The organism is Defluviimonas salinarum, assembly GCF_026013545.1.
In the GTDB taxonomy this organism is placed as follows: Bacteria; Pseudomonadota; Alphaproteobacteria; order Rhodobacterales; family Rhodobacteraceae; genus Albidovulum; species Albidovulum salinarum.
Window position 1 is genome coordinate 85,705 of the sequence record NZ_JAPDOG010000010.1, and the last position, 25,601, is coordinate 111,305.

Here is a 25,601-nt window from a genome sequence, read left to right on the forward strand (position 1 = left end):
GGTTTGCCGGGCGGGGTCTTCCTGCGCAAAAAAAGGCCAATGCATGGATAACGGAACCCTTCGCAAGACCCTCGCAGCCGCCTGTCTCGCGGTGGTTGCCGTGCCGTTCGGCGTCTCCGCGCAGGAAGCGTGCTCGCGCTACACGGTGCAGCCCGGCGACACGCTGTCGAGCATCTCCCGAACGGCCTATGGCGACTACAACTTCCAGCGGATATTCAATGCCAACCGTGACACCATCGGCGGCAATCCCAACCTGATCGAAAAGGGGACGATGCTCGAGATTCCGTGTCTCGACGGTCAGGTCGCCGCCGATGCGGAGAGTGCCGAGCCGGCTGCGCCAGCGACCGCGGAAGTGGTGGAGGAGGCCGAACCGGCGACCGAAGTCGCGGCCGAGGTCGCAACGGAGCCCGCAGCGCCGGCAACGCCTGCAGTCGCGCCGCTGGAGAAGATCTCCTTCATCACCGGCGACGACTATCCGCCCTTCGCCGACGAGCAGCTTTCCGGTGGCGGCATCATCACCCAGCTCGTGCGGACCGCCATGGTGCGTGCCAACAGCGGCGCCGATGTCTCGATCGCCTTTGTCAACGACTGGGGCGCGCATCTCGACACCCTGCTGCCGAGCGGTGCCTTCGACGCGACCTTCCCGTGGAGCCTGCCGGACTGCAGCAATCTCGGCGTCCTGACCGCGGCCGACGCCTACCGCTGCACCGATTTCGCGCACAGCGAGTCCTTCTACGACATCGTCGACGGTTATTTCGCGATGAAGGGCAGCGGGCTTGAGGACGCAAAGAGCTTCGACGCCTTCCGCGGCAAGCGGATCTGCCGGCCTGACGGCCATTCGCTGGCCTGGCTGAGCACCGCCGGTCTTGCCGAACCCGAGATCACGCTGGTTCGCCCCGTCACCGTCGCGGAGTGTTTCTCGGCGCTCGCCGCGGGCTCGGTCGATGTCGTTCACATCGAGGTCCAGGTCGCGGCCGAGGCGCTCGACGCGCTCGGGCTCAAGAACGAAGCCATCGAGAACCCGAACCTCGCCCATATCAAGACGCTGCGTGTCTTCGTCCACAAGCAGAACCCGAACGCGGACGAGATCATCGCCACCATCAATTCCGGTCTCGCGATCATGCGCCAGAGCGGCGAGTGGTACGACATCGTCTCCGCCGGGCTGCTGGAGCAGGCCCGCAAAGTCGCACCCAAGTCCTGATCACCCCTCAACTCATCGAAGGGTCTGACCCTTACCCAGATACCAGCACAGGAGAATAGCCCGTGAAAATCCAAGCCACATTCGTCAAACTGGCCGCCACCTGCGCCGTTGTCGCGATCATGTCCCCGGCCGCCTTCGCGCAGGAAGCCTGTACCAACTACACCGTCAAGGATGGCGATACGCTCGGCACCATCGCCAAGGCCGCCTACGGATCGCTCGACTACCAGATCATCTTCAACGCAAACCGCCAGATCCTGGGCTCCAATCCGAACGGGCTCGAGCCGGGCACCGAGCTCGTGCTGCCCTGTGAGGACGGCCGTCTGACGGCCGACGCCCCGGCGCCGTCGATCGAGCTTCCCGAGGCCAGCTCGACCGGGTCTTCGAGCGGCAGCAGCGTCGGCGCCTACCGGCCGAAGGTGAAATTCGTCTCCGGCAACGACTGGAGCCCCTTCGCCGATGAATCGCTGACCGGCGGCGGCATCGCGGTGCGCCTTGCGACGACTGCGATGCACCGCGGCGGCAACGACCGCGAATACACCGTCAACTGGGTCGACGACTGGGATTCGCACACGACGGCGCTGCTGCCTTCGGGCGCGTTCGACATCGGCCTCGCCTGGTACATGCCGAACTGCGAGAAGATCGGGATGCTGTCCGAGTCGATGGCCAAGCGCTGCACCGACTATGACGCATCGCTGCCGCTTTACGAGCCGGTTTCGGGCTTCTACGCCAAGCCGGGCAGCAAATACGCCACCGCCAAGGCCTATGCGGACTTCGAAGGCGCGCGGATCTGCCGGCTCGAAGGCTACTACACCTTCGACCTCGAGGAGCAGGGTCTCGTGGAGCCGACGATCACCATGGTGCGCCCGGCCAAGCGCGAGGAATGCTTCGAAGGCATGATGTTCGGCAATATCGACATCGTGGCGATGGAAGTGCAGTCGGCGGCCGACGTGATCAAGACGCTCGGGATCGAAGCCGAGGTGGTCGAGAACCCTTACCTGTCGTCGGTCATGACGATGGCGGCGCTGGCCCACAAGTCGAACCCGTTCGGCCGCGAATACCTCGCGATGATCAACCGCGGCCTGACCGAAATGCGCGACACGGGCGAATGGTATGACGTCATCTCGGGGACGCTGCAGGAAGTGAACGAGCGCTCGGCGTCGAACTGACCAATCGGCCGCGGACCGGTACCGGTCCGCGGCACATCACCGTCACGCGATGGCGGCACCTGCCCGTCGGCCCTGAAGGAGCCGGCGGGCTTTCTTCTTTCTGGCGGTCTGCGCTGGCGCAGCCTGGCGGCGCGAGGATTCTCCTCGGATCAGGCGCGCTTGCGGGGCTTTTCCGCGATTTCGACCCCGGCGGTGTCCGACGCGCCCCAGGCGAGGTCGTCCGTCAGTTGCGCCAAGAGCAGCGCCGCAGCGGCGCCGGCGGGAGAGTCCGCCTCGTACTGCATCAGCACGAGCAGGTCGCGCGCCTTTTCGAACTCTTCGGTGAGCCAGTGTCCGGCGAACGCGCGTCCGCCGAGTGCGTCCGGCTCGTCGAGAAACTCCCCGACGAGCGCGCAACAGGCCTCGACGAAGTCGCCGTCGGCCGCGAAGTTGCCGGAAAGGGCGCGTGCATGGAGGTCTGCCACTTCCTGTTTCCAGCGGGCGAAGAGACCATCGTCGGGTGCCTCGTCGTCAGGCGCGGTCTCTGCCACCTCGGTCGCGGACGATGCTTCGCTGGCGGGCGCCGGTGACGGCGTGGGTTCCATGGCCTGATCGCGGCCGAGGGTCAGAAAGGTGTCGGGCAGGTGCTCGATCTCTTGCACGATCTTCGTGAGATCGCTGTCGAAGATCGATCCGGCCATCTCGATGATGGCCTTCAGCAACGCGTCCGCGCCGCTTCTGGACCAACGCTGTTCGGCGCCGGGCTCGGTGCTCTGGAGCGCTTGCCAACCCTCCGGCGTCGCGATCGGCAGGACGGCGGTAAAGCCATGTTCGAAAGGCGCGCCGGTTCCGTCGAAACAGGCGGCCCGCTCCTGCGGGGACAGCCTGTCGGCATGGGTGAGCACGCAAATGCTGCGCCGGCGCAGCGCGGTCGGAACCTGGGCCCAAAGCTCCTGGTCGCGGGCCGTCCAGCTTGCGCCGGCACGGCTGCACCAGATCACCATGTCGGTCAGCCGGTTCAGGACGAAAAATCCGTTCGCTCGCGCCGCGGGGTCGTCGAAGTTCGAAAGCTCGATGAAGTTGAGATCTTCGAGCAGCTCGCTGTCGAGGCCGACCGAAAGGATGTCCGGTGCCAGCGCCGTCGCCTCGGGTAGCGCGAGCCCGTCGAAGCGCTCCTCGGGGCGGTCCCACCAGCCCGCCGCCGTCTCGTAGCCGTCCGCGTGACGCAGGGCCACCGCCGGCAGGGGGACGCCGCCGAGCGCAGTCGGAAGTATCTCCTCGCAGACGAGGAGGTTGAGAAGGCTCGACTTGCCGGCTCCGGCAGGTCCGATGAGGGTGATCCGGACCGGGTGATCGAGCCGCGCGATCCAGCCCGCCACTTGCTCGCGCGCGGCAGGGTCGATCCGGGGCTCGGTGCTCGTGTCCGCTTCCATCGCCGCAAGCAGACGGGTCAGGAACGCGCGCACCTGGGCTACCTCGGTAAAATCGGTCATCGCCGCATCCCCACCGTTACTCATCCTGTTCCACCGCGGGAGGCACGACGGCATCCCAGAGTCTTACCAGTTCGGACCACCCCGCTACCCCAAGGCGGCCGACCACCGCGCCGGTTTCATCGCCGCAGAGGACGAGGTCGCCTTCGCGCCCTTCGCCGAGCACGACCAGCGCCGGGGCATCTCCCAGCGCGGCCATGTCGCCTTCGAGCGCGGCGAGTTCGGCAAGCAGCGCAGCGGCGCCCGCCGCGTCGGGCAGCGAGGCGTCGCCGGTATCGCGCAACCGCGTCCCGTCCTCCGCGAATTCGGCCCGCACGGGGCAGGCCCTTGCGATCAGCCCGTAGAAGCTGCCGTCGTCAGTCACCGTTTCGGGCGCCGCGTCCGCTTCCGGCGCGGCGGCCGCCGCCTGCACGCAGGCTGCGCGAAGCTCGGCCAGCGCGAAGCTGACATCGCCGTCCTCGCCGTCGTCACTGGTCGGGGTGCTGCTGACCGCGTGCGGGCCCGCGCGCCGCGCATGCGCCACCAGCGCACGCGCGACATCGGCAAGGCCGCTCGCACCGCCCGGCGCAAACAGCCGGCCGCTGCGAGCCGTCAGTTCGAGCCGGATTCCGTCTTCCGAGCTGAAGTTGAGCCGACGCGGCAGGATCGTGTGCTCGATGGCGCCAAACATCGCTTCGAGACGCGACTCGGCGCTGGTGCCGGGCAGGTCACGCTCGGGCCTTCCGCGCATGGCGGCGGTCTCGTCGACCCCGGCCAGTATCGTCACGATCTCGGTACTGAGCGTCATTGCTGTCGGGCCCTCGGTCAATCGGCTTACTGCTCAAAGAGCATGTGCGAGCCTTGCACGCAAGGACAACGCATGCCGGCGCAGCCCCGCTGCATCGGCTCCGCGCTCGCAAAACAGGCAAAAGGCGTGGTCGGGCAAGGTCTGCATGCGCTGGAAGAGGTAGATATGGCGGCTGCCGAGGATCGCCGCCTGATCCGCCTTCTCGGACGTAGTTCCGGCCGTGCCGAAGGCGGGGCCGAGGAACAGCCGGGCCGCCACGTTCGCGACCCGGTCGAGCAACTCCTGCGGCAGGGGCGTGCGGCTCGCGGAGTTGAGCACCAGCCGTGCCCGCATATCGATATAGGACAGCGCGATACAGTCGGGGGCCGAGTCCAGCCCGGCCTCAATCACTTCACGAAACGACATGGCGCGGACTCCTCGGAAATGGACAAGCGGCCCGCCCCGGAGCGGGACGGGCCGGAAAGGGTCGCGACGGATAGGACAGTGCTCACTGTCATGCGCGCCGCGGCAGGCGGAGCGGCGTTCGGCCGGCGCTATCTTCAGCCGCGCGTTCGGCCGAGGCCGCCTCGCGCCGGCGGCGGGCATCGTCGGCGCGGAGGAATTCCTCGATCAGCCCAAGCACCTCGGGCACGGTCTCGATCTGCGGCGAGCGGGCGACGATTTCGCGCCAGAGCGCGACCGAGCCGGGCAGGTCGTCCTTGTCGTGATCCGGTGCGCCTTCGACCTTCACCGTCGTGGTTTCGGCCGGTTTCTCCGTCGACAACTCGCTGTCCTCGGGGGGGTCCGATGCTGCGGTCGTCTTCTCGGGTTCCGTGGTCGACGAGGCGAACCAGCTGAGGTCGACGTCGTCGAGGCTGTCCGCGGACGCCTCGTCCTCATAGGCTTCGATGGCTTCCTCCGGAGCGCTGGTGAATGCCTCGTCTGTGTCGTCTTGATCGGCCGTCGCCGTCGCCGTCGCCTTCCCCTCGCCGGAAGCCTCCTCTTCAACCGGCCTGATCGGCGCCTTGAGCATGAGCGGCATCGCGGCCGGTGCCTCTGGCGCTTTCGTGGCGCCGTCCGGCGTGGCGGTGACCAGCATCTGCGTGCGCAGCGTATTGGCTTCGGTACTGCTCAGGCGCGCGCGCGGCTGGGCTTCGGGGCGCATCGGCCGGATGGTGCCGCCGACGCGGCTCGGCAGGACGTGCGGCCGGGAGGGGGCGCCCTCGTCGTCCACGGAGGCCGCGACGAGCGTGAGTGGTGCCGGGCGTTTCGTGGCGGAAGTCCCGACCACCTCGTAGCGTGACAGCATGTCCTTGCGGCGGTCGGCGATGTCGTGGGCGACCTCTTGCAGCGCGTCGAGAAGATCCTGCGCGCCGCTTGACGCCCAGAGGTCGCTCGCCTCGTCCTCTCCGCTCGCCTTGATCGCGTCGGTGGCCGAGAACATGACGACCTGGCGGAACAGGTCTCCAGCTTCGCGGCGCAGGCGCCCGGCCACGCGCGCGCGCTCCGGCGCGGTCAGCTTGTCCGAGCGGGTCGCGAGGAGGACACTGCCCGCGCGCAGCCGTTCGGGCAGGGATTCGAAGGCGCTGCGTTCCGTCTCGCGCCAGGCCTGGGTGGAATGCGTGCACCACAGGATCGCGTTGACGTAGCCGACCGCGATCTCCCAGATGTGGCGCGGGATCGAGGGGTCGGAGATGCCGGGCGTGTCGATCAGGTCTATCGTCTCGAGTATCCGGCCGCGGCAGAACAGGCGGATATAGCGCACCCCTTCGACCGGGACGTCGTGGAGGTCGCTGATCGATAGTTCGTGGTGCTGGCCCTCGGTGTCGACGTAATGCGCCGAGGGCTCGCCGTAGCTCATCCAGACCGGCGGCAACTGGGTGGCGGTGACGCGCGTCGGAAGCACGTCCTCGCCGAGAAGGAAGTTCACGAGTGTCGTCTTGCCGGCGCTGAACTCCCCCATCAGCGCGATGCACGGCTTGCGGCTTGCCCAGCCCTCAAGCCGGGACATCCACTCCGCCGTCACCTCGCGCCGCTCTTCGTTCTTGCTGTCGGTCATCTTTCAGTCCTGCTCAGGCTGCCATCTCTTCAAGACCCTTGAGGATCTCGCTGAAGGTCGTATTCGCGTCGCCGCCGCTGCGGAAACCGGCCAGCGGGTCTTCCGCCTTTTCGTCGGTGGAGGCGTCGGCATTGGTGATGCGGCTGATCGTCTCTTCATGCTCCCGCAGGAAGTCGCGCAGCGTCGCGCGGGTGTTCTCGAGCACCGCGGCGACCTGGCTGTCCTCGATCTCCTTGGAAATCGCGTGGACCTCGGCGCTGATCAGCTGGGCGTAGTCCTTGGCATAGGCGCTCGCGCCGCGCCGCTTCTGCCACCAGCGCCGCCACCAGGTGCTCTGCAGGTCGAGCGCGATGGTCCGGCCGAGTCCGACCGGCGCCGGCACCCGCGGCGGATGCGGCGGCTCGACGCTGAAATCGGCAAGCTCGTCGCCGAGCACCACGAGATAGAGCCCCTGCACATGCGAGGCGGCCTCGCCGTAGAGCGTACTCACCTTCGCGGCGAGCGCGCGGGAGAAACTGGCATAGGCCGTGCGGTGCAAGACCCGGAGACCGGTCGGGTCGTAGTTCCAGGTGCCCTGCTCGCCATGCTGCTCGAGATAGGTCACGAGCGAATCCGTCGCGCGCTTAACGAAGCTCGCTTCCGCGGTCTGCATGCGCTGCGAGAGGTCATCCCGGAGGCGCTGGCAGAGCGTCGCGACCTCTGTCTCGAACCTGGTGGAAAGTTCGCGCATCGCGGCGGCGGCGCCGCCTTCGCCAAGCTTGATGTTGACTACTCGGGATGGCTGGCGCGCGGCAACGGCCTTGGCGCGGGCCTCGTTGGCGAGGTTGCGGGCGCTGCGCCTTGTCCGTTCGAGCTGGCGCTTGCCGGTGCCTTCGCAGACCCGCTCCCCGATCGCCTCGAGAAGGTCGGGTACTCCGGAGAGGTTCCACATCGTCTCCCAGCCGCTCTCGCTCTTGCTCTCGGGCCGGCTCGAGGCATAGGCCGTGAGCGCGTGCTGGCTGTCCGGGCTGAGCAGGCGCATCGAGGCGGTCAGCGACGCCTCGGCCCACTTGGCGCTGCCGAAGATCACCGCGACATCAGGGCCGATGTTGAACTTCTTCAGCGTCTGTTCGATGCCGGCGCGAATCTCGGGGATCTGCGCCATCGGATCGTTCAACTCGTCGATGCGGTTGACGAAAAGGATGATCTGGCGGTTCTCGAGGTTCGAGATGATCCGCATCAGCGCAAGATCGACCGTGGTCAGCGCCTGATGGGCCGAGAGCACGACGACGCAGAGATCGGAATTGCGCAGGCTGCGCAGGGTGATCTGCTCGCGGATCAGGAAGGTGTCGTTGACCCCGGGCGTGTCGCACAGCGTCATCGAGAAATCGTATTCCGGAACGTCGAGGTAGAACTCGGCCGATTTGGTGATGTCGGCGAACCGCCCGGTCGCGGCGCCGGCATCGGAAAGGTCGGGCCCGTCGCCTAGGCAGACGTAGCGCTCCACCAGCTCGTGATCGACATAGCCGTAGGAATGGTTCTGCCCCAGGAGCAGCTCGAAATGCTTGCCGAGCCGCGCCTCGGTCGTCTTCCGCATCGTGTCGATCTGGCGCTGGATCTCAATCAGCTCGTCCTCGGCGCCGGCACGCTCGGCAAGCTCGCCGAGCCGACCGCCGTTGACGACGAGATTGTCCCATTCGTCACGGTTGAAGAAGGTGAAGCGCGCCTTGGTGTTGGCAGGGCCCGTCGGATCCGCCGGCGCCCGCGTGTTGATCGCCAGCGTGGTTACCACCGATGTCCAGGGGTTGACGTCGGAGGGCAGGAGACCGGGCGAGGCGGCGAGCACGTTGGTCAGCGCCGATTTGCCGGCCTTGACCTGGCCGACGAGCGTGATCCGCGGTGAAAAGGACTGAAGGCGCGATTTAAGCCCCGCCGCGCGCGACGCGGTGCGCGCATCGGCGGCCGCTCCAAGCCGGTCGAGCGTGTCGGCGAGTTCGGAGAACTCCGACGTGAGCCTGGCAAGCGTCGTGTTCGCGGAGGTCAGGAAGGGTGCGTTCTCAAGCATCTTCGAGGGCTCCTTAGTTACGGTTGCGATCGTTATGCCCCTCGCGCAGATGCTCGAGCGACGAGAGGACCTGACCGGCGGACCGGTCGAGGCATGACAGGATGTCGAGGGCGGCGACCATCAGCTTGCTGACGTGGTCGCGGGTGAGGCGGAGCCCCGGCGTGCTGACGAACACCTGCATGTGCTCGTAGAAGCCGCCGTTCCTGAGTTCGGCAATGCGCTGGCAGCTGCGCGGCGGCTGATCGTCCTGCGTCAGCGGCGGCAGTGCCCTGTTCGCCAGAAAGTCCGTGGTGCCCTCGTAATCGGTGAGCAGGACGCCGAAGCCGATGCCGGGAGCGATGGTCTCCAGAGCCCTCAGGCGAGGCATGAGATCGCCGGACCTGGCACCGTGGGGGGTGCCAGGGGGCAGGCCGGGAACTGTCATGCGTTGAGCCGTCATGGGTCTCATTGCTCCGATGGGCGATAGCAAGTCCGCCGCCGCGCTGCACAGGGACGAAACTCGCAAGGCACCCCGTGAACGCTAGTAATTTTTTGTGGCAAAATGGTGGTTCAATTACGCCTGAGCTTCACCGATTTCGGGGCGGTTCGTAACCGCCTCCGAGCGCTCGCCGGGCGCTCCCACCCTTGTTTGCAAGGCGTCTGGCGCGTGCGCCGGCCGGCATCCACCTCAGTCGACGCGCCCGCCCATTGCCACAATTGCGCCCGGCGGGGGCGCGTAACCGGGGCCGCCTTGAATCTGCTGCGGGAACAAAGCGACTCGCTCTGACGGATTGTATTCGGCTGGGCATCGAGAGGGCGCTGCATTCACCGGAAATCCTCCGAATGACCGCTAGGGCGCCACTATTCGGACATGGATCGCGGTCAGGCTCGATTGTGAGGGGCACGCAGATGCGAAGGACCACAACAAATGAAAATCATGGCGGCCATCCTGCACTGTATCTCGCGTCGTAAGGCGGAGGAGCCGGACGCGTTCGAACTGCGTCTGATCCATATGGGAACCGAGAAAGGCGAGGAACGCGGCGATCAAATCGCGCGTCCGACCGTGTTCTGTCGCCGCGCGCGCCGGATGCCGCGCGTAGCCTGAACGGCCTCAGAAATCGACCTCGACGCCGGGCAGATTCAGCTCGCGTGCGAGGTCCCGCACTTCCTGCCGGGCGGCGACGTTGGAGATGTTCAGCCCCTCGACGCCGACATCGCGCAGATCCAGCAGCGTCAGCCCGCGCGGAAACAGCTCGCGGAAGATGACCCGCTCGGTGAAGCCCGGCGCGACGCGGAACCCGATCCGTTTGGACAGCTGCTCCAGCGCCGCGCCGACCTTGCGCTTGTTGTGCATTTGCTGTGCGCCAAGCCGGTTCCTCAACACGATCCAGTCGATCGGCTTCAACCCCGCCCGCGCCCGCAGCTGGCGCGCGTTCCACACCATCTCCGAATAGATCGACGGGCCGGTGACCCGGCTCGTGTCGGGGTCGACACGCGCCAAGAGGTCAAAATCGATGAAGCTGTCGTTGAGCGGCGTGATCAGCGTGTCGGCGAGCGAATGCGCAACCTGGCTCAGCCGCGTGTGCGAGCCGGGGCAGTCGATCACGATGAAGTCCACGTCCCGCTCGAGCCCGGCCACGGCTGCCGACAGGCGCCGGTCGTAGACGTTCTCGCCGGCCGCGAGACTGGCCTGGTCGATCTCCGGTAGTTCGCGGTAGTCGGGGGTCGGAAGCTCGATCCCTTGCTTGCGGCAGAAGGCGATCCGGTTCTCGATGTAGCGGCCGAAGCTCCGCTGGCGCAGGTCGAGGTCGAGGGCGCCGACCCGGTGTCCCATCCGCGATAGCGCGGTCGCGACATGCATGCAGGTGGTCGACTTGCCGGAGCCGCCCTTCTCGTTGCCAACGACGATGATATGCGCCACTAATCTGCCCTCGCTTCGCCGGCGGGCACCGCTGCTGCCCTTGTTGGCGCCACTATAGGTGGTGTTTTTACCCGGAGGAAGCTGCCACCCATGTGTTCGTGCCACTTTCGTGGCGCGAATGCCATGCGGAGTGCCGCAGGCATGCCGCCGTGCCCGAGAAAAGCGCCGGCGGCTTGCCGGGGCTCAATTCCCGGTTGCGGTTTCCGTCGTTCTGATGCTTTTGCCGCGCGGGGGCGAACGGGAGACCTGAACTTGAGACGACTGCAATGCGCCGTAGCCGCGGCGTTGACCCTGATTGCTGCGCCCGCCACGCTTTCGGCCGCCGCCTTCATCGAGGAACATTCGGCCTGGACCGTTATGGGGCGCGACGACAGCTGCCTTGTCACCACCTCGGCCGTGGATGACTCCGGCGCGAAGCTCACCTTCGTCCATCTGCCAGACCGGGCGTTCGCGACCATCGAGTCCTTCGAGTGGACCGAGGTTCCCGGAAGCTGGCAGGACGGCGCGGGCAACGTGGAAATCGCGGTTGGCGCCGCCTCGCCGGTGAGCCTCGCGGCACGGATCGACGGTCTTGCGATCCTCTTAACGGACGAAACCGGCACCGCGTTTTCCGACCTCGAATCCGCGTTGGCCGCGGCGACCGGGATCGGGGCTGAGGGTCAGCCCGATCTCGCGATCCGCGACGCCGCCGGCACGGCGATCGCCGGCTTCAGCCTGCTCGGGGCGGCCGAGGCCATCGCGAAGGGGGCGAGCTGCGCCGAGGCACTTTGAGCGCGGGCCCCGACGCGCCGGCCCCGACGTGCGGGCCGACCAAAATGAAAGCGCCGCCCGAGGGGGCGGCGCTTTGCGTTTCGATGCGGCTGGCTCAGAAGCCGAGGCCGGCATACTTGTTCTTGAACTTCGACACGCGGCCGCCGGTGTCCATCAGCTTGGCCGAGCCGCCGGTCCAGGCGGGATGCGCCAGCGGGTCGATGTCGAGCGCCATCTGGTCGCCTTCCTTGCCCCAGGTCGAGCGGACCTTGAAGACCGTGCCGTCCGTCATCTTGACGTCGATCATGTGGTAGTCGGGGTGAATGTCTTTTCTCATGGTCCCGCTCCTCAGGCCTTGGCCGCGTCTTTGGGCTTGTAGTTGGTAACTTCGGCGATCCGGGCGGATTTGCCGCGGCGGTCGCGCAGGTAGTAGAGCTTGGCGCGGCGCACGCGGCCACGACGCACGACCTCGATCGAGTCGATGTTGGTCGAGTAGAGCGGGAAGACGCGCTCGACGCCCTCGCCGAAGGAAATCTTGCGGACGGTGAACGAGGCGGCGATGCCCGAGCCGCCCTTGCGGGAGATGCAGACGCCTTCGTAGGCCTGCACGCGGGTGCGGGTGCCTTCGGTCACCTTGTAGCCGACACGGATCGTGTCGCCCGCCTTGAAGTCCGGGATGGACTTGCCGAGAGCGGCGATCTGCTCGGCTTCGATTTGCGCGATCAGGTTCATCGCGTGATCCTTTCCAATGCTCGCGGTTCTGTCCGCGAAGATGTGCGCGCCTCAGAGCTCTCGGTCTTCTTCCGGGTCCGCATGAGCGCCCGCCAGAGATCAGGTCGTCATTCCTTGTTGCTGCCGCCCTGGGGCCGCACCTTGCCGAAGAAAGCGAAGGGCCCTGGCCAATAAACGACAGGTCCGGACGACTCGCGAGAGCCCCGGACGGGCGGGGTATAGGGGGGCTACGCCTTGCGATCAAGCGAATTTTGCCGGGCGCCGAGGCGCAGTTCATCATCCGAGGCGGTCACGTCGCCGCGAGCAATCAAGCAGGGTTGGGCTGCTGTACATGGTCAGTTCCTGCGGATCGAGGGTGAAACAGAACGGCGGCGCATTCTCAACCCAGCACACTTGCTCAGAAACGGCCGTGCCGACTGATGCATATCAGTGCGTCGCATCACGAGTGGAGCATGGTGGTCAGAATCCTGACTACACGTTCCGGCGGTACGCCGAAGTGTTGAGACCAACGGCGTTGAGGCGACCCCGGCTTGGTCGTGGATCTCGACCGATTGGCATTCGTTCATCGGCATGTGGCAAAGGAGGAAAAAATGCATCTTTTCAGATTTGTCGGCCGTGCCGCGCCAATTGCGGCAGGAGTGAGCGTCGCAGTCGGCGCGTGGACCGGCGCGGCTCTGGCATTCGACGAAGCCGCCCAGATCGAGTTGGGCCACGCAGAGTTCACGGCCCATTGTGCGTCTTGCCACGGTGCGGAAGCGCACGGGGACGGTCCAGTAGCCGCAGTCCTCGAAAAGAAGCCGCCCGATCTGACACAAATCTCCGCTCGATACAGCGGCCAATTCCCGACCGGGACAATTCAAGAGATCATTGACGGGCAGAATATGATAAATCCTCACGGGGACCGAGACATGCCGATCTGGGGCGATCGCTATTTTGAAACCGCGGCTAAACGGTCGCAGTCCGTTCCCCATGACGTCGATGCGCAGGCGCTTGCACTCGGGCGGGTGACCGCTCTGGTCAAATTCCTGGAGTCAATCCAGGCGCAGTGACGGTCGCAACTTCCGGTCGTCAACGAGGCGGATGAAATCCGAAGGCTGGGTCGCGCTACGCGGCAAGACACCGGCGCGTCACTTGTTCGCCCCTTCCTTCCGCGCTGCCCAGAGGTCCGGCCGACGCGCCTTCGTCAGCCGCTCCGACTCGGCGCGCCGCCATTTCGCGATCTCGCCGTGGTGGCCGGACATGAGGACGGGTGGGATCTCGCGCCCCTCCCAGACCGCGGGCCTCGTGTATTGCGGGTGCTCCAGCAGCCCGTGCGAATGGCTTTCTTCCTCGGTCGAGGCGGCGTTGCCTAGGACGCCGGGCAGGAGCCGCACTACCGCATCCAGTATCGCCTGCGCGGCAATCTCGCCGCCGGTCAGGACGAAGTCGCCGAGGCTGACCTCCTCGACCGCGTAGTGATCGAGGACGCGCTGGTCGACGCCTTCGAACCTTCCGGCGAGCAGGGTGATCCCCTCGGTCCCGGCCCAGCGCCGGGCCATGGCCTGATCGAAAGGTTTGCCGCGAGGGGAGAGATAAACCACCGGCCACTTGGCACGGTCAGGGGGCGTGCCGATGGCAGCCTGATCGAAGGCGGTTGCCACGACATCGGCGCGCAGGACCATGCCCGCGCCGCCGCCTGCGGGCGTATCGTCGACATTGCGATGCTTGCCGATGCCAAAGGGGCGCAAAGGGATCGTCTCGAGCCCCCAGAGCCCGTCCTGCAGGGCCTTGCCGGTGAGGGACAGGCCGAGCGTGCCGGGGAAGGCCTCGGGGAAAAGGGTGATGATCCGAGCCGTCCAGGCGCCCTTCAGACGCAGCGGCTCTTCCATGAGATCGCGCGGCCGCGCCGAGACGGACACCCGCAAGCGCCCATGGGACTTCGGCTTGTCCGCCTCCGTCACTCGCTTTCCTCCGGTGGGTCGGCGATGATCCGGCCGGCGGTGAGGTCGACGGTCGGCACGATGGCCTTGGTGAAGGGCAGAAGGAGCGCGGTCTTGCGGCCCGGCGCGAAGATCTCGAGGATGTCGCCCGCGCCGTGGTTGAAGACCGCCCGGACCGTGCCGAGCCGCTGGCCGCCGGTATCGAGCACTTCGAGCCCGATCAGGTCGGCATGGTAGAACTCGTCGTCTGGCAGGTTCGGCAGTTTCGAACGGTCGGCGAAGAGCGACACGCCGCGCAGCGCGTCGGCCTCCTCCTTGGTCGTGACGCCCGATAGCCGCGCGCCGAGGCCGCCGGGGACCTCGCGCGTGATCTTCACGGTGAAGCTGCGCGAGCCATCCTCGGTGTAAAGCGGGGCATAGGCGGCGATCGCCTCGGGCTGGGTGCAGAAGCTTTTCAGCCGCACCTCGCCCTTGACGCCAAAAGCGCCAGAAATGGCGCCGACGCAGATCCGGTCAGTTGCCATCCGCCGCCTCCGGGCAGGCGGCCGCCACCGCGGCGGCGGCCGGTTCGGGGACCATGAGCCGGTCGGTCCTCATCCCGAGCCAGAACGCGCCCCCGCAGAGCGCGAAGGTGACGAACCGGCGCAGGAAGAAGCCGACCATCATGGTTCAGCGCCTTATTCGGACGCTTCGGCCGGGGCGGCCTTCTTGGCCTTCTCCTCGGCGCGCTTCTTCGCCTTGGCGCCCGGCTCGGCCTTCTTCATGTTGGCGCGGGTGGCCTTCTCGCGGACGCCGGCGGCTTCGAGCATGCGGGCGATGCGGTCGGTCGGCTGGGCGCCCTGGGAGAGCCAGTACTGGACGCGCTCCATGTTCATCTTAACGCGCTCCTCGCTGTCCTTCGGCAGGAGCGGGTTGTAGGTGCCGAGCTTCTCGAGGAAGCGGCCGTCGCGCGGCATGCGGCTGTCCGAGGCGACGATCGAGTAGTGCGGGCGCTTCTTGGAGCCCCCACGGGCGAGGCGGATCTTCATAGCCATGTCAGTTCTCCTATATCTGGCTGTGACGCAGGCGAAGTGCCTGTCATTCCTTGGTTATTTCTGTAGCTGCTCGTGATGCCTGATGACTTCCGAGATGATGAAGCTCAGGAATTTCTTGGCGAATTCGGGGTCGAGGTCGGCGTCGAGCGCCATCCGCTGGAGCCGTTCGATCTGGCTGGCCTCGCGCATCGGGTCCGAGGGCGGCAGGTCGTGCTCGGCCTTGAGCCGGCCCACCGCCTGGGTGTGCTTGAAGCGCTCGGCCAGCGTGTAGACCAGGATCGCGTCGAGCCGGTCGATCGAGTCGCGGTGGCCCTTCAGGAGGCTCGCGGCGCGGGTCGTCGGGTCACTCATTCGGGCCTCCGGGACTGGGGACGGGGGGCGGTTTTGCGTGCCGCCTGCCTGCAGCGCGCGTACAGACGGCGTACCGACGGTGCAAGCGGCTGGGGCGGGACCGGGGCGCTGCCCCGGACCCCGGGGTATTGGGGCAATGAAGAAGCCGGAACGGTCATGCGCGGGGCTCCCGGTCGTGGCGGTAGACGAGGCAGCCGGGGCAGGCCTCGGGGCGCGCGGCCTCGGCGTCGAGGCGCGCGCCGAGCCGTTCGGCGAGCGCCACAGAGCGGCGGTTGCCCGGCGCGATGTAGGAGACGATGCTGTCCCAGCCGAGCCGGTCGAAGACATAGTCGCGGGTGGCGACCGCGGCCTCGTAGGCGAAGCCCTGGCCCTCGGCCTCCTCGGTGGTCATCCAGCCGAGCTCGGGCTCGGGGTCGGTGATCTCGTAATGCAGGATCGACATGCCGACGAAGCGACCGGTCGCGCGGTCCTCCATCGCGAAGGGGCCGTAGCCGCGCAGCTGCCAGCTCGCGGTCTCGGCGCCGAAGTCGAGCCAGGCGGCGTGGCGATCGAAGGGGCCGCCCATATGCTCGGCGCGGTCCGACATCAGGATCTCGGCGTAATGGCCGAAGTCGTCGAGCCGCGGCGCCCTGAGCGTGAGCCGCGCGGTCGCGAGTTCGGGGATGGTGAGCGTCACCGTCATGCGCGCATCCTCGGAGCGGGGTGGCGGTAGACGAGGGTCGGGCGGTCGGAGGGATGCGCCGCCTTCTCGTCACGCGTTGCGCCGAGCCGGTCGGCGAGCGCGATCGAGCGGACATTGTCGGGGTGGATGTAGCTCACCGCCGTGGTCCAGCCGAGGACGGAGAAGGCGTGGTCGCGCGCCGCCGCCGCCGCCTCGCGGGCGTAGCCCTTGCCCTCGGCGGCCTCGCTCCAGACGGTCCAGCCGATTTCACGTTCGGGCCAGCCCGCCGGGTACCAGGGGCCGGCCATGCCGAGGGCGTCGTCAGTCCCCTTGAGGGTGAACACGAACATGCCGAAGCCGCGCAGGACCCAGTGGCCGATCACATGGCCGAAGGCGCGCCAGGCGAGACCCTCGTCCAACTCCTCGGTGCGGATGAAGGCCGAGCGCGGCGACATCGCGAAGCCGCGCCAGGCCGGCCAGTCGGCGGCCGCCGGCGCGCGTAAGGCGAGCCGTTCGGTCTCGATCACCGGGGTATTGGCGAGCACTGGTGTCATGCCAGCCCCCTGATGTCGTGGACGATCACCACGTCTCCGGGATCGGTGCCGGGGATGGTCGGGTCGATCACGCCGCCGAGCTTCAGCCCGAGCGCGATGGACCGGTCGTTGGCCGAGTCGACGATGTTGATCAGCCGGTCCCAGCCGAGGGTTCGGCGCACCCAGAGCATCACGGCGCGGGCGGCTTCGGCGGCATAGCCCTTGCCCTCGGCTTCCGGGATCACGAACCAGCCCAGTTCGGGTACGGGATAGCCCGCGAATTCGTAGATGCCGACCTCGCCGACATAGGCGCCGGTCGCGCGGTCGTCGAGGCCAAAGGCGCCGTAGCCCTTGAGCGGCCAGAGGGCCACATCGGCGGCCCAGTTCTTCCACGCCTCGTCCCGGCTCATCATGCCGCGTTCGGGGATCGAGCGGGGAGAGGCGAAGAAGGCCGCCCAGTGCTCGAAGTCAGAAAGCTTCGGGGCGCGGAGGATCAGGCGGTCGGTTTGGAGCGTGGGAGGGGTCATGCGGCCCTCCCGGCATCATGGCGCCACGTCAACGTCGGTTCGTCGCCGTAAGGATGGCGGGCGTCTGGATCGACGACCGCGCCGAGCCGTTCACAGAGGCGGTGCGAGGTGGCGTTGTCGGGGTCTGTGTAGGACACGGCGGTCCGGAACCCGCTGGTGGCGAAGAACCAGTCGCGCGCCGCCGATGCGGCTTCGAAGGCGAGGCCCCGGCCCTCGTTCGCCTCGTTCCAGAGGCTCCAGCCGAGTTCGGGTTCGGGATGGGTCTCAGGGTAGAACGGGCCGATGGCGCCAATCCCGTCGTCGCTGTCGCGAATCGTTGCGGTGAACAGGCCGAAGCCGTGGCGGCGCCACTGATCGAGTATGTCGAGATAGCTTTCGCGCGTCCGTTCAAACGTCCACGGGCCACCCATCAGATGCGAGCGTTTGGACGCCCAGAACCGGGCCGAGGGCGAAAGATCACGGCCGTTGGGTACGCGCAGGCGCAGCCTCTCGGTCCTGAGGACCGGACGGCCTTCGGCGTCCTGCGTTACCCGACAGGTCATTTCTTCTTTCCGAAGCCGAGGCCGGAGAGGCCGCCGGGCAGGTTCATGCCGCCGAGCCCGCCGGGCAGGCCGCCGCCCATGCCGGCGCCGATGCCGGATTTCAGCGCCTTGGCGGCCTCCTCCATCGCCTTGGGGTCGTTCATGTCGGGCATCGCGCCCTTGCCGCCCATCATGCCTTTCATCGCCTGCTTGAGCATGCCGCCTTTGCCCATCTTCCCCATCTTCTTCATCATGTCCGCCATCTGGCGGTGCATCTTCAGAAGCTTGTTGACCTCGCTCACCTCGAGGCCGGCGCCGGCGGCGATCCGCTTCTTGCGGCTGGCCTGCAGGAGGTCGGGATTGGCGCGCTCCTTCTTCGTCATCGAGTTGATCAGCGCGATCTGGCGGCGCAGCACCGTGTCGTCGAAGCCGGCCTCGTCCATCTGCTTGGAAAGCTTGCCCATGCCTGGCATCATCCCCATGATGCCCTGCATGCCGCCCATCTTGAGCATCTGCTCAAGCTGGGACTTGAGGTCGTTCATGTTGAAAAGGCCCTTCTGGAACCTTTTCATCATCCGCTCGGCCTGTTCGGCCTCGAGCGTTTCCTGGGCCTTCTCGACCAGCGCCACGATGTCGCCCATGCCGAGGATGCGGCCGGCGATGCGCTCGGCCTCGAAGGTCTCGAGCGCGTCCATCTTCTCGCCGAGGCCGACGAAGCGGATCGGCTTGCCGGTGACCGCGCGCATCGAGAGCGCGGCGCCGCCGCGGCCGTCGCCGTCCATCCGGGTCAGGACGACGCCGGTGACGCCGACCTTGGCGTCGAACTCGGTGGCGACATTGACCGCGTCCTGGCCGGTGAGGCCGTCGACGACGAGGAGCGTCTCGCGCGGCTTGGCGACATCGCGGACGGCCTGGACCTCGTCCATCAGGACTTCGTCGATATGCAGGCGGCCGGCGGTGTCGAGCATGTAGACGTCGTAGCCGCCGAGCGTCGCCTGCTGCTTGGCGCGCCTGGCGATCTGCACCGCGCTTTCGCCCTTGACGATCGGCAGCGTGTCGACGCCGATCTGGGTGCCGAGGATGGCGAGTTGCTCCATAGCGGCGGGGCGGTTGGTGTCGAGGGAGGCCATCAGGACGCGCTTCTTCTCGCGCTCCTTGAGGCGGCGCGCGAGTTTCGCGGTGGTGGTGGTCTTGCCCGAGCCCTGCAGGCCCACCATCAGGATCGGCGCGGGAGGGTTGTCGATCTTCAGCGCGCCGGGATCCTCGGCGCCGCGCAGCACGTCGATGAGCGCGTCGTGGACGATCTTGACGACCTGCTGGCCCGGCGTGACCGATTTCGTGACCGCCTGGCCGGTGGCTTTGGCCTCGACCGCCTTGACGAAGTCGCGGGCCACTGGGAGCGAGACGTCGGCTTCGAGCAGCGCGACGCGCACCTCGCGCAGCGCGGCCTTGACGTCCTCGGCCGAGAGGGCGCCCTGTTTCGTCAGCCGGTCGAAGACGCCGCCAAGGCGTTCTGACAGGTTCTCGAACATCTCGCGGCCCTCCTTGGCCTCGTTGACTTCCCCGCCCCTCAGATAGTGAGGAAGCGCCCAAACGCAAATCGCACCAGTGGGCGCAACGCGCTGACTGGTGGCGATCCCCTGATCTGCGGGGACCGGAAGCACGGAACTTCCGGAATCCGGGAGGATTTAGGCGAGCGGGGGGGCTGAGTCAAGCGCGTGTTGTCTTGCGGGGTATGGGGCGTTTTGCCCGGCGCGGTGTGCAATCGGGGCGCGATCGGGCTAGGCTGGGGGCTTGTACGGACGGGAGGCTCGGCATGGAGGTCGTGGATACGGTCGTCGTTGGCGCAGGTCAGGCGGGGCTGGCGGCGAGCCATGAGCTGGGCAAGCGCGGCGTCGACCATCTGGTGCTGGAGCGCGACCGGATCGGCGCGGGCTGGGCCAACCGGTGGGAGAAGTTCTGCCTCGTCACGCCGAACTGGTCGGTGCAGCTGCCGGACTTTCCCTATGACGGCGACGATCCCGACGGCTTCATGCCGCGTGACGAGATCGTGGCCTATCTGGAACGCTACGCGGCATCCTTCGGCTGCCCGGTCCGGACCGGAGTCGATGTCACAGCGGTCCGGAGGAATGCCGGGGGCGGGTTCGAGGTGGAGATCGACGGGAGCGCGGTGCTGCGTGCGCGCAACCTCGTGGTGTCGACGGGCGCCTACCAGAAGCCCCATGTGTTGCCCGGCAGCGGCGGGCTACCAGCGCACCTGCGTGGAATCGACATTTCCGGATATACGGCGGTCGCGGACCTGCCGGAGGGCGATGTCCTGATCGTTGGCAGCGGCCAGACCGGCTGCCAGCTCGCCGAGGAACTCTCGGCGGCGGGGCGGACCGTGGTTCTGTCCTGCGGGCGGGCGCCCTGGGCGCCGCGCCGCATCGGCGAGCGGGACCTGATGTGGTGGCTGATCGAGTCGGGCTTTCTGGATGTCGACGCAACCACGCTGCCGCCCGAGGCGCGGCTGTTCGCGAATGTCCTCGCCTCGGGGCACGGCGGTGGCCATGACCTGCATTACCGGACCCTCGCCGCGCAGGAGATCACGCTGGTGGGCCGTTTCCTCGGGGTGGAAGGGGATCAGGCGCGCTTTGCCCCGGACCTTGCGGAGAGCGTCGCATGGGGCGACGAGAAGTTCCGGCTCTTGCGCGACCATTTCGCGGGTTACGCCGCCACGGCGGGGATCGCCTTTCCCGACCTGCCTGATCCGGAGCCGTTCGAGGCCCCGGTGATCGACTCCGTCGACCTTCGGCCCTTCGGCACGTTGATATTCACCGGCGGCTTCCGGCCCGACTATCTCTCCTGGCTGCCCTGGCCCGAGGCCTTCGACGCCGACGGCTTCCCGCTCCAGTCGGATGGCGCCAGCACGGTGGTTCCGGGCCTCTATTTCGTTGGCTTGCACTTCATGCGCTCGCGCCGCTCGGCGCTGCTCTGCGGCGTGGGCGACGACGCGCGGGTTGTGGCGGTCCAGATCGCCGGACGTTGAGAGCCGGGGCCGCGCGGCGAAGCCGTTCTCAGTCCTGTAGCCAGCGGCTGGTGGTCTCGGCACAGCGGCGGATGTGATTGCCGCTCTGGTAATACCAGGTCATCGGCACCGGCTTGTCGCGCGAGGCGAGCCGTAGCGCGAGGCGGTGGGTGTCGTCGCGGCTCTGGATCAGCACGCCGTCCGGAGCGAGCTCGGAGAGCGGGAACCGCTCGGTCCGGAAACCCTGGGCATTGCGGCGGCGGAACTCGATGCGCCCCGCCGCGCGGTCGAGGACAAGCCAGACCCGCTCGACCGCGAGCGCGGCGATCGCGGTGAGGCCGAGCGAGACGGCGAAGGCGAGCGCCGCGCGCAGATAGGCGCCGGCGAGCACCTCGTTGACGGTCCAGCCGACGCAGCTCAGGGTGAACAACACAAGGACAAGCCCCAGGAACAGGGGCTTGTCCTCGATGATGAGCCGGTCGTCGGTTTCGAAAAGGATTCGCATGGCCCCATCATGGCGACGATTGCGGCATCGTCGTGGCAGGTTCAGGCCGCGAGCCGGTCGACCTCCGCTTCCGCCGCCTTCAGCGTCGCTTCGGGATCGAAGACCATCCGGTCGGCTGCAATGAACTCGACATCGGCGATGCCGAAGAAGCCGAGCATGTGGCGCAGGTAACCCGAGGCGAAGTCGATCTCGCTGCCCATCTTCGTGCCGTCGGAAGAAAGCGCCACGATCGCGCGCTTGCCGGTCAGGAGGCCCTCCGGACCCTTCTCGGTGTAGCGGAAGGTCTCGCCCTTCCGCGCGAGGTGGTCGATCCAGCTTTTGAGCTGCGCGGGCAGGCCGAAATTGTAGACCGGCAGCGCGATCACCAGGACGTCGGCGGCCTTCACCTCGTCAAGAAGCGCGTCCGAATAGGCGGCGATGCGGTCCTGGTCGGCGGTGCGCGCCTCGGCCGGGGTGTAGACCGCGCCGATCCAGGCGCCGTCGATCTGCGGCACGCCGGCCGAGAGGTCGCGCACGGTGACTCGGGCGCCGGGTGTTGCGTCGGTGAGACGCGCCACGATGCGGTCGGTGAGCTTGCGGGAGACGGAGGCCTCGCCCTTGATCGAGGTCTCGATGCGGAGAATGCTGGTCATGTCGGTATCCTTGCGGTTTCGGTGTCTGGTCACCAAAATGTTCATTGCCATTGTGAACACAACTGGCATGATCGCACCAATTCTGTTGATAGGCGCACATATATGACCTTCGAGAACTGGGACGAGATCCGCACTGCCTTCCAGGTCGCCCGCGTCGGCACCGTCTCTGGCGCGGCCGAGGTGCTGGGCGTCCACCACGCCACGGTGATCCGCCATATCGACGCGCTGGAGGCGCGGCTCGGCGCCAAGCTCTTCCAGCGCCATCCGCGCGGCTATACCGCGACGGAGGCCGGGCAGGAGCTTTTGAAGGTCGCGCAGACCACCGAGGACCAGTTCGCCCATCTCGCCGCCCGCATCACCGGTGCCGCGACCGAGATCTCGGGCGAGCTCGTGGTGACCTCGCTGCCGGGGCTGGCCGAGCTGGTGACGCCGACGCTGCTGCGGCTGCAGACCGAGTTTCCCGGCCTGAGGGTGCGCTACATCAGCGACGCGCGGCTCTTCCGGCTGGAGTATGGCGAGGCGCATGTGGCGATCCGCGCCGGCGGCAAGCCGCAGGAGCCCGACAACGTCGTGCAGGCCTTCTGCACCCAGCGGACCGGACTTTACGCGGCCGAGAGCTATGTCGCCGCGCACGGGTTGCCGGCGGACGAGGCCGACCTCGCCGGTCACCGCTTCATTGGCCCGGCCGATCCCGACAGCCGCGCGCCGTTCCACCGCTGGCTCGCCGCGAAGGTGCCCGATGCCGCGATCGCCTTTCGCACCAACGAGGCCGAGGCGGTGCGCGAGGCGATCCGGTCCGGCGCCGCCATCGGCTTCCTGCCGGTCCTCGCGGCGCGGCGCGAGGAGGGGCTGGTCGAGGCGCTGCCGCAGCGCGACGACTGGAACAGCCCGCTCTGGCTCGTCACCCATGTCGATCTGCACCGCACGCCCCGGATCCAGCTGTTCCTCAAGGCGCTGAAGGAAGACGCGCGCGATTGCGGGATGTGCTAGGCCGATGAGCCAGGCGACGCGCGGCCATCTGGCGATGCTGCTTTTCTCGGCGCTGGTGGCCGGGTCGTTCCCGCTCGGCGCGATGATGGCAAACGAGATCGCGCCCACCGCCTTCACCGCCCTGCGCTTCGTGCTGGCGGGCGCGATCATCGGCGCGGTCGTCCGGGCGCGGGGCGGGGTGCCGCGCGCCGCACTGGCGGCACCGTGGCGCTACCTTCTGCTCGGGGCGAGCTTCGGGGCCTATTTCGTGCTGATGTTCGAGGGCCTGAAAACCGCGGCCCCGGTCTCCGCGGCGGCGGTCTTCACGCTGACGCCCGTGCTTTCGGCGGGCTTCGGCTGGCTGCTTCTGCGCCAGGTGACCACGCCGCGCATCGCCGCGGCACTGGCGATCGGCGCGGCGGGGGCAATCTGGGTGATCTTCCGCGCCGACCCGGCCGCGCTTCTCGACCTGCAGGTCGGCCGCGGCGAGGCGGTCTATTTCGCCGGCTGCATGGCCCATGCGCTCTATACCCCGCTGGTCCGGCGCCTAAACCGGGGCGAGAGCGCCACGGTCTTCAGCTTCGGCGTGCTGGTGGCAGGCGCGATCCTGCTGACGCTCTACGGCTGGGGCGCGATCCGCGCCACCGACTGGACGGCGCTGCCGGTGATCGTCTGGATCACGCTCGGCTACACGGCGGTCTTTGCGAGTGCCGCGACCTTCGTGCTCCTGCAGTTCGCGACGCTGCGGCTGCCGGCGTCGAAGGTCATGGCCTATACCTATCTCATCCCCTCCTGGGTGATCCTCTGGCAGATCGCGCTTGGCCAGGCCGCGCCGCCGGCGCGGGTCGCCGCGGGCGTTGTCCTGACCGCGCTGGCGCTGGTGCTGCTCGTCAAGGAGGAAGCCGGCGCGCGGCCCGGTTCGGCGCACCCGGATTGAGCGCCCGCAGGGCGGGCGCACGCCTTCTGGCACTTCGTGCGGTTTGCCTCCGGCGGGGATATTTGGAGAAAAGAAGAGGCAACGGCCTTTCCTTTCTTCTTTTTCAAAGTATCCCCGCCGGAGGCGTGCCGAGCACCCGCTGCCTTGGCGGCGGGTGCGAGACAACGCTCGCGCCCGCTTGCGGGCGCTCAACTGTTTGACGGGTCGTCGCCGGGCATTTCGACTTCGAGGAAACGTTCGAAGGCGTCGAAGTCCAGCGGATCGAACTGCCCGAAGCCCTGGATCCACACGGTCGCCGCGCGCATCGCGTCGGGTTCGAGCTTGCACCATTTCACTCGGCCGCGCCGCTCCTGGCTGATCAACCCGGCCTCGGCGAGCACGGTCAGGTGTTTGGAGATCGCCGCGAGCGACATCTCGAACGGTTCGGCGACATCGGTCACGGCCATGTCGTCCTCGAGCAGCATGGCGAGGATCGCCCTGCGGGTCGGGTCGGCGAGAGCCGCGAAGATGGCATCGAGAGTCATGGCGGCGAGACTAGCGCCTCGCCGCGCCGGGCGGAAGCGCCGGGAAGGGCCGGGGCGATCCTTAACCGCGCGGTTGAATATGGGTTCGGGCGGAAATGCGGAGCGCGCGGCTGAGCCGCGCGAGCGCGCTGTTGGGGCGTCAGGTGAATAACTCAACTTTATCATTGAGTTATTGGGCGTGCCGCAAATGAACAGCCGGATTGACTCACGCGCCTTGGGGTACTAGCAATCCGGCGACTGTCCGAGGGGGCGCTTTCGATGTCCGACGAACCCGATCCCGGCCGCCTGCAGGCGCTGGAGAAGAGGCTCGCGGAGGCGAAGAAGGCTGGCGCGCCGAAGCCCCGCGCGGACGAGCATTATTCTGCCGCGAGCCAAGGCTGGCGGATGGTGATCGAGCTGGTGGCCGGATTGGCCATCGGTTTCGGCATCGGATACGGGCTCGACACGGTCTTCGGGACCATGCCGCTGTTTCTGGTGCTGTTCATACTTCTGGGCTTCGTGGCCGGGGTGAAGACGATGCTTCGCACCGCCAGGGAGATCCAGGGCGCACAGGCGGCGGGGACCTCCGCCAGGGACGAAGGGGAATAGACGTGGCGACGGAAGCGCAAAGCGAAGGTCTGGCATTCCATCCGATGGATCAGTTCATCGTCAAGCCGCTCTTCGGCGGCGAGACGGTCGGCATGATGACGCCCACCAACGTGACGCTCTGGATGGCGCTCACGATCCTCGCGATCACCGGGCTCTTCGTCTTCGGCACCCGCGGCCGGGCGATCATCCCGAGCCGGATCCAGTCGATCGCCGAGCTCGCCTACGGCTTCATCCACAAGATGGTCGAGGATGTCGCCGGCAAGGACGCGCTTAAGTTCTTCCCCTACATCTTCACGCTGTTCTGCTTCATCGTCTTCTCGAACTTCCTCGGCCTGCTGCCCAAGGCCTTCACCACCACGAGCCACATCGCGGTCACGGCCGTGATGGCCATCGCGGTGTTCCTGACCGTGACGATCGTCGGCTTCGTCAAGAACGGCGCGGGCTTCCTCGGGCTCTTCTGGGTCTCCTCGGCGCCCCTGCCGCTGCGCCCGATCCTCGCGCTGATCGAGGTGATTTCCTACTTCGTGCGGCCCGTGAGCCACTCGATCCGACTTGCCGGCAACATGATGGCCGGCCACGCCGTGATCAAGGTCTTCGCGGCCTTCGCTCCCCTCATTCTGATCTCGGGCATCGGTGTGGCCGTGACCCCGCTGTCGATCATCGCGATCACCGCGATGTACGGGCTCGAGATCCTCGTGGCCTTCATCCAGGCCTATGTCTTCACCATCCTGACCTGCGTCTACCTCAAGGATGCGCTGCATCCGCACCACTGAGGTCAGGGTAACCAATTCCAGCCAATTCCAACC

32 protein-coding genes are annotated in these 25,601 nt (G+C 67.3%); 10 read left to right on the plus strand and 22 right to left on the minus strand.

Features of this window, described 5'->3' with window-relative positions; all coding sequences use genetic code 11:
• Positions 1-43: 43 nt before the first annotated feature.
• Entirely contained in the window at positions 44-1,201 is a 1,158-nt protein-coding gene (locus tag OM960_RS12465; protein WP_263334792.1) for a LysM peptidoglycan-binding domain-containing protein, read from the plus strand.
• Between the two features lie 62 nt (positions 1,202-1,263).
• Entirely contained in the window at positions 1,264-2,367 is a 1,104-nt protein-coding gene (locus tag OM960_RS12470) for a LysM peptidoglycan-binding domain-containing protein (protein WP_263334790.1), read from the plus strand.
• 149 nt (positions 2,368-2,516) lie between these two features.
• On the opposite strand, the gene OM960_RS12475 is transcribed toward OM960_RS12470, so the two are convergent.
• From OM960_RS12475 to OM960_RS12500, 6 genes are all read right to left on the minus strand, one after another.
• Positions 2,517-3,839, minus strand: a complete 1,323-nt coding sequence (locus OM960_RS12475) for a P-loop NTPase family protein (protein WP_264772162.1) — start codon at positions 3,837-3,839, stop codon at positions 2,517-2,519.
• Between the two features lie 16 nt (positions 3,840-3,855).
• A complete protein-coding gene (locus tag OM960_RS12480) occupies positions 3,856-4,623 on the minus strand; it encodes a hypothetical protein (protein ID WP_263334786.1) in 768 nt (255 codons plus the stop codon).
• A gap of 33 nt (positions 4,624-4,656) precedes the next feature.
• The gene (locus tag OM960_RS12485; RefSeq protein ID WP_264772163.1) at positions 4,657-5,028 is read right to left on the minus strand and encodes a hypothetical protein; all 372 of its coding nucleotides are present in this window, start codon (positions 5,026-5,028) and stop codon (positions 4,657-4,659) included.
• A gap of 88 nt (positions 5,029-5,116) precedes the next feature.
• Positions 5,117-6,661 (minus strand): dynamin family protein, encoded by a 1,545-nt coding sequence (locus OM960_RS12490; protein ID WP_264772164.1) that lies wholly within the window; start codon positions 6,659-6,661, stop codon positions 5,117-5,119.
• A 13-nt stretch (positions 6,662-6,674) separates the two neighbouring features.
• The gene (locus tag OM960_RS12495) at positions 6,675-8,705 is read right to left on the minus strand and encodes a dynamin family protein (RefSeq protein ID WP_264772165.1); all 2,031 of its coding nucleotides are present in this window, start codon (positions 8,703-8,705) and stop codon (positions 6,675-6,677) included.
• A gap of 13 nt (positions 8,706-8,718) precedes the next feature.
• Positions 8,719-9,072, minus strand: a complete 354-nt coding sequence (locus OM960_RS12500) for a hypothetical protein (RefSeq protein ID WP_264772166.1) — start codon at positions 9,070-9,072, stop codon at positions 8,719-8,721.
• Positions 9,073-9,612: 540 nt separating this feature from the next.
• Between OM960_RS12500 and OM960_RS12505 the strand changes: the two genes are divergently transcribed.
• Complete coding sequence (locus OM960_RS12505; protein ID WP_263334777.1) at positions 9,613-9,789, plus strand: hypothetical protein; 177 nt, start codon at positions 9,613-9,615, stop codon at positions 9,787-9,789.
• 6 nt (positions 9,790-9,795) lie between these two features.
• Here OM960_RS12505 and OM960_RS12510 read toward each other — a convergent pair whose 3' ends face one another.
• On the minus strand, positions 9,796-10,605 hold the full coding sequence (locus OM960_RS12510; RefSeq protein ID WP_263334775.1) for a division plane positioning ATPase MipZ: 810 nt from the start codon (positions 10,603-10,605) through the stop codon (positions 9,796-9,798).
• A gap of 252 nt (positions 10,606-10,857) precedes the next feature.
• On the opposite strand from OM960_RS12510, the gene OM960_RS12515 reads away from it, so the two are divergent.
• On the plus strand, positions 10,858-11,376 hold the full coding sequence (locus OM960_RS12515) for a hypothetical protein (protein ID WP_264772167.1): 519 nt from the start codon (positions 10,858-10,860) through the stop codon (positions 11,374-11,376).
• Positions 11,377-11,470: 94 nt separating this feature from the next.
• On the opposite strand, the gene rpmE is transcribed toward OM960_RS12515, so the two are convergent.
• Together rpmE and rplS are read right to left on the minus strand one after the other, a co-directional pair.
• Positions 11,471-11,692: a 50S ribosomal protein L31 gene (gene rpmE, locus OM960_RS12520; RefSeq protein ID WP_263334771.1), complete on the minus strand. Its 222-nt coding sequence runs from the start codon at positions 11,690-11,692 to the stop codon at positions 11,471-11,473.
• 11 nt (positions 11,693-11,703) lie between these two features.
• Complete coding sequence (rplS, locus tag OM960_RS12525; protein WP_263334770.1) at positions 11,704-12,087, minus strand: 50S ribosomal protein L19; 384 nt, start codon at positions 12,085-12,087, stop codon at positions 11,704-11,706.
• Between the two features lie 536 nt (positions 12,088-12,623).
• Here rplS and OM960_RS12530 point away from each other — a divergent pair.
• Positions 12,624-13,136 (plus strand): c-type cytochrome, encoded by a 513-nt coding sequence (locus OM960_RS12530; protein ID WP_264772204.1) that lies wholly within the window; start codon positions 12,624-12,626, stop codon positions 13,134-13,136.
• A 78-nt stretch (positions 13,137-13,214) separates the two neighbouring features.
• Here the strand turns inward: OM960_RS12530 and trmD are convergent, their stop codons facing one another.
• The 10 genes from trmD to ffh form a co-directional block, all read right to left on the minus strand.
• A complete protein-coding gene (gene trmD, locus OM960_RS12535) occupies positions 13,215-13,955 on the minus strand; it encodes a tRNA (guanosine(37)-N1)-methyltransferase TrmD (RefSeq protein ID WP_263335050.1) in 741 nt (246 codons plus the stop codon).
• A gap of 68 nt (positions 13,956-14,023) precedes the next feature.
• Positions 14,024-14,530, minus strand: coding sequence for a ribosome maturation factor RimM (gene rimM, locus OM960_RS12540; RefSeq protein WP_264772168.1), 507 nt, complete (start codon positions 14,528-14,530; stop codon positions 14,024-14,026).
• Positions 14,520-14,672, minus strand: a complete 153-nt coding sequence (locus tag OM960_RS12545) for a hypothetical protein (RefSeq protein WP_264772169.1) — start codon at positions 14,670-14,672, stop codon at positions 14,520-14,522. Before OM960_RS12545 ends, rimM begins: the two co-directional genes overlap by 11 nt.
• Positions 14,673-14,683: 11 nt before the next feature.
• On the minus strand, positions 14,684-15,040 hold the full coding sequence (rpsP, locus tag OM960_RS12550) for a 30S ribosomal protein S16 (protein ID WP_263334765.1): 357 nt from the start codon (positions 15,038-15,040) through the stop codon (positions 14,684-14,686).
• A gap of 54 nt (positions 15,041-15,094) precedes the next feature.
• Positions 15,095-15,391: a chorismate mutase gene (locus OM960_RS12555; RefSeq protein ID WP_263334763.1), complete on the minus strand. Its 297-nt coding sequence runs from the start codon at positions 15,389-15,391 to the stop codon at positions 15,095-15,097.
• Between the two features lie 154 nt (positions 15,392-15,545).
• Positions 15,546-16,073, minus strand: a complete 528-nt coding sequence (locus OM960_RS12560; protein WP_264772170.1) for a GNAT family N-acetyltransferase — start codon at positions 16,071-16,073, stop codon at positions 15,546-15,548.
• Positions 16,070-16,606 (minus strand): GNAT family N-acetyltransferase, encoded by a 537-nt coding sequence (locus OM960_RS12565; RefSeq protein WP_263334760.1) that lies wholly within the window; start codon positions 16,604-16,606, stop codon positions 16,070-16,072. The genes OM960_RS12560 and OM960_RS12565 overlap by 4 nt, the downstream gene beginning before the upstream one ends.
• Positions 16,603-17,112, minus strand: a complete 510-nt coding sequence (locus OM960_RS12570) for a GNAT family N-acetyltransferase (RefSeq protein ID WP_264772171.1) — start codon at positions 17,110-17,112, stop codon at positions 16,603-16,605. The genes OM960_RS12565 and OM960_RS12570 overlap by 4 nt, the downstream gene beginning before the upstream one ends.
• On the minus strand, positions 17,109-17,654 hold the full coding sequence (locus OM960_RS12575) for a GNAT family N-acetyltransferase (RefSeq protein WP_264772172.1): 546 nt from the start codon (positions 17,652-17,654) through the stop codon (positions 17,109-17,111). Before OM960_RS12575 ends, OM960_RS12570 begins: the two co-directional genes overlap by 4 nt.
• The gene (gene ffh / locus OM960_RS12580) at positions 17,651-19,165 is read right to left on the minus strand and encodes a signal recognition particle protein (RefSeq protein WP_264772173.1); all 1,515 of its coding nucleotides are present in this window, start codon (positions 19,163-19,165) and stop codon (positions 17,651-17,653) included. The genes OM960_RS12575 and ffh overlap by 4 nt, the downstream gene beginning before the upstream one ends.
• A gap of 284 nt (positions 19,166-19,449) precedes the next feature.
• Between ffh and OM960_RS12585 the strand changes: the two genes are divergently transcribed.
• Positions 19,450-20,661 (plus strand): flavin-containing monooxygenase, encoded by a 1,212-nt coding sequence (locus OM960_RS12585; protein WP_264772174.1) that lies wholly within the window; start codon positions 19,450-19,452, stop codon positions 20,659-20,661.
• Between the two features lie 28 nt (positions 20,662-20,689).
• Here the strand turns inward: OM960_RS12585 and OM960_RS12590 are convergent, their stop codons facing one another.
• Together OM960_RS12590 and OM960_RS12595 are read right to left on the minus strand one after the other, a co-directional pair.
• Positions 20,690-21,145 carry a hypothetical protein gene (locus OM960_RS12590; protein WP_264772175.1) on the minus strand — a complete coding sequence of 152 codons (456 nt, stop codon included), beginning with the start codon at positions 21,143-21,145 and terminating at the stop codon, positions 20,690-20,692.
• Between the two features lie 41 nt (positions 21,146-21,186).
• Positions 21,187-21,777, minus strand: coding sequence for an FMN-dependent NADH-azoreductase (locus OM960_RS12595; protein ID WP_264772176.1), 591 nt, complete (start codon positions 21,775-21,777; stop codon positions 21,187-21,189).
• A 102-nt stretch (positions 21,778-21,879) separates the two neighbouring features.
• Between OM960_RS12595 and OM960_RS12600 the strand changes: the two genes are divergently transcribed.
• Entirely contained in the window at positions 21,880-22,767 is an 888-nt protein-coding gene (locus tag OM960_RS12600) for a LysR family transcriptional regulator (RefSeq protein WP_264772177.1), read from the plus strand.
• Positions 22,768-22,771: 4 nt separating this feature from the next.
• Positions 22,772-23,683, plus strand: a complete 912-nt coding sequence (locus OM960_RS12605; RefSeq protein WP_263334746.1) for a DMT family transporter — start codon at positions 22,772-22,774, stop codon at positions 23,681-23,683.
• Between the two features lie 188 nt (positions 23,684-23,871).
• Here OM960_RS12605 and OM960_RS12610 read toward each other — a convergent pair whose 3' ends face one another.
• The gene (locus OM960_RS12610) at positions 23,872-24,207 is read right to left on the minus strand and encodes an ArsR/SmtB family transcription factor (protein WP_263334744.1); all 336 of its coding nucleotides are present in this window, start codon (positions 24,205-24,207) and stop codon (positions 23,872-23,874) included.
• A gap of 258 nt (positions 24,208-24,465) precedes the next feature.
• On the opposite strand from OM960_RS12610, the gene OM960_RS12615 reads away from it, so the two are divergent.
• Both OM960_RS12615 and OM960_RS12620 read left to right on the plus strand, forming a co-directional pair.
• Positions 24,466-24,795: an AtpZ/AtpI family protein gene (locus OM960_RS12615; RefSeq protein WP_263334742.1), complete on the plus strand. Its 330-nt coding sequence runs from the start codon at positions 24,466-24,468 to the stop codon at positions 24,793-24,795.
• Between the two features lie 2 nt (positions 24,796-24,797).
• The gene (locus OM960_RS12620; protein ID WP_263334740.1) at positions 24,798-25,568 is read left to right on the plus strand and encodes a F0F1 ATP synthase subunit A; all 771 of its coding nucleotides are present in this window, start codon (positions 24,798-24,800) and stop codon (positions 25,566-25,568) included.
• Positions 25,569-25,601: the final 33 nt, after the last annotated feature.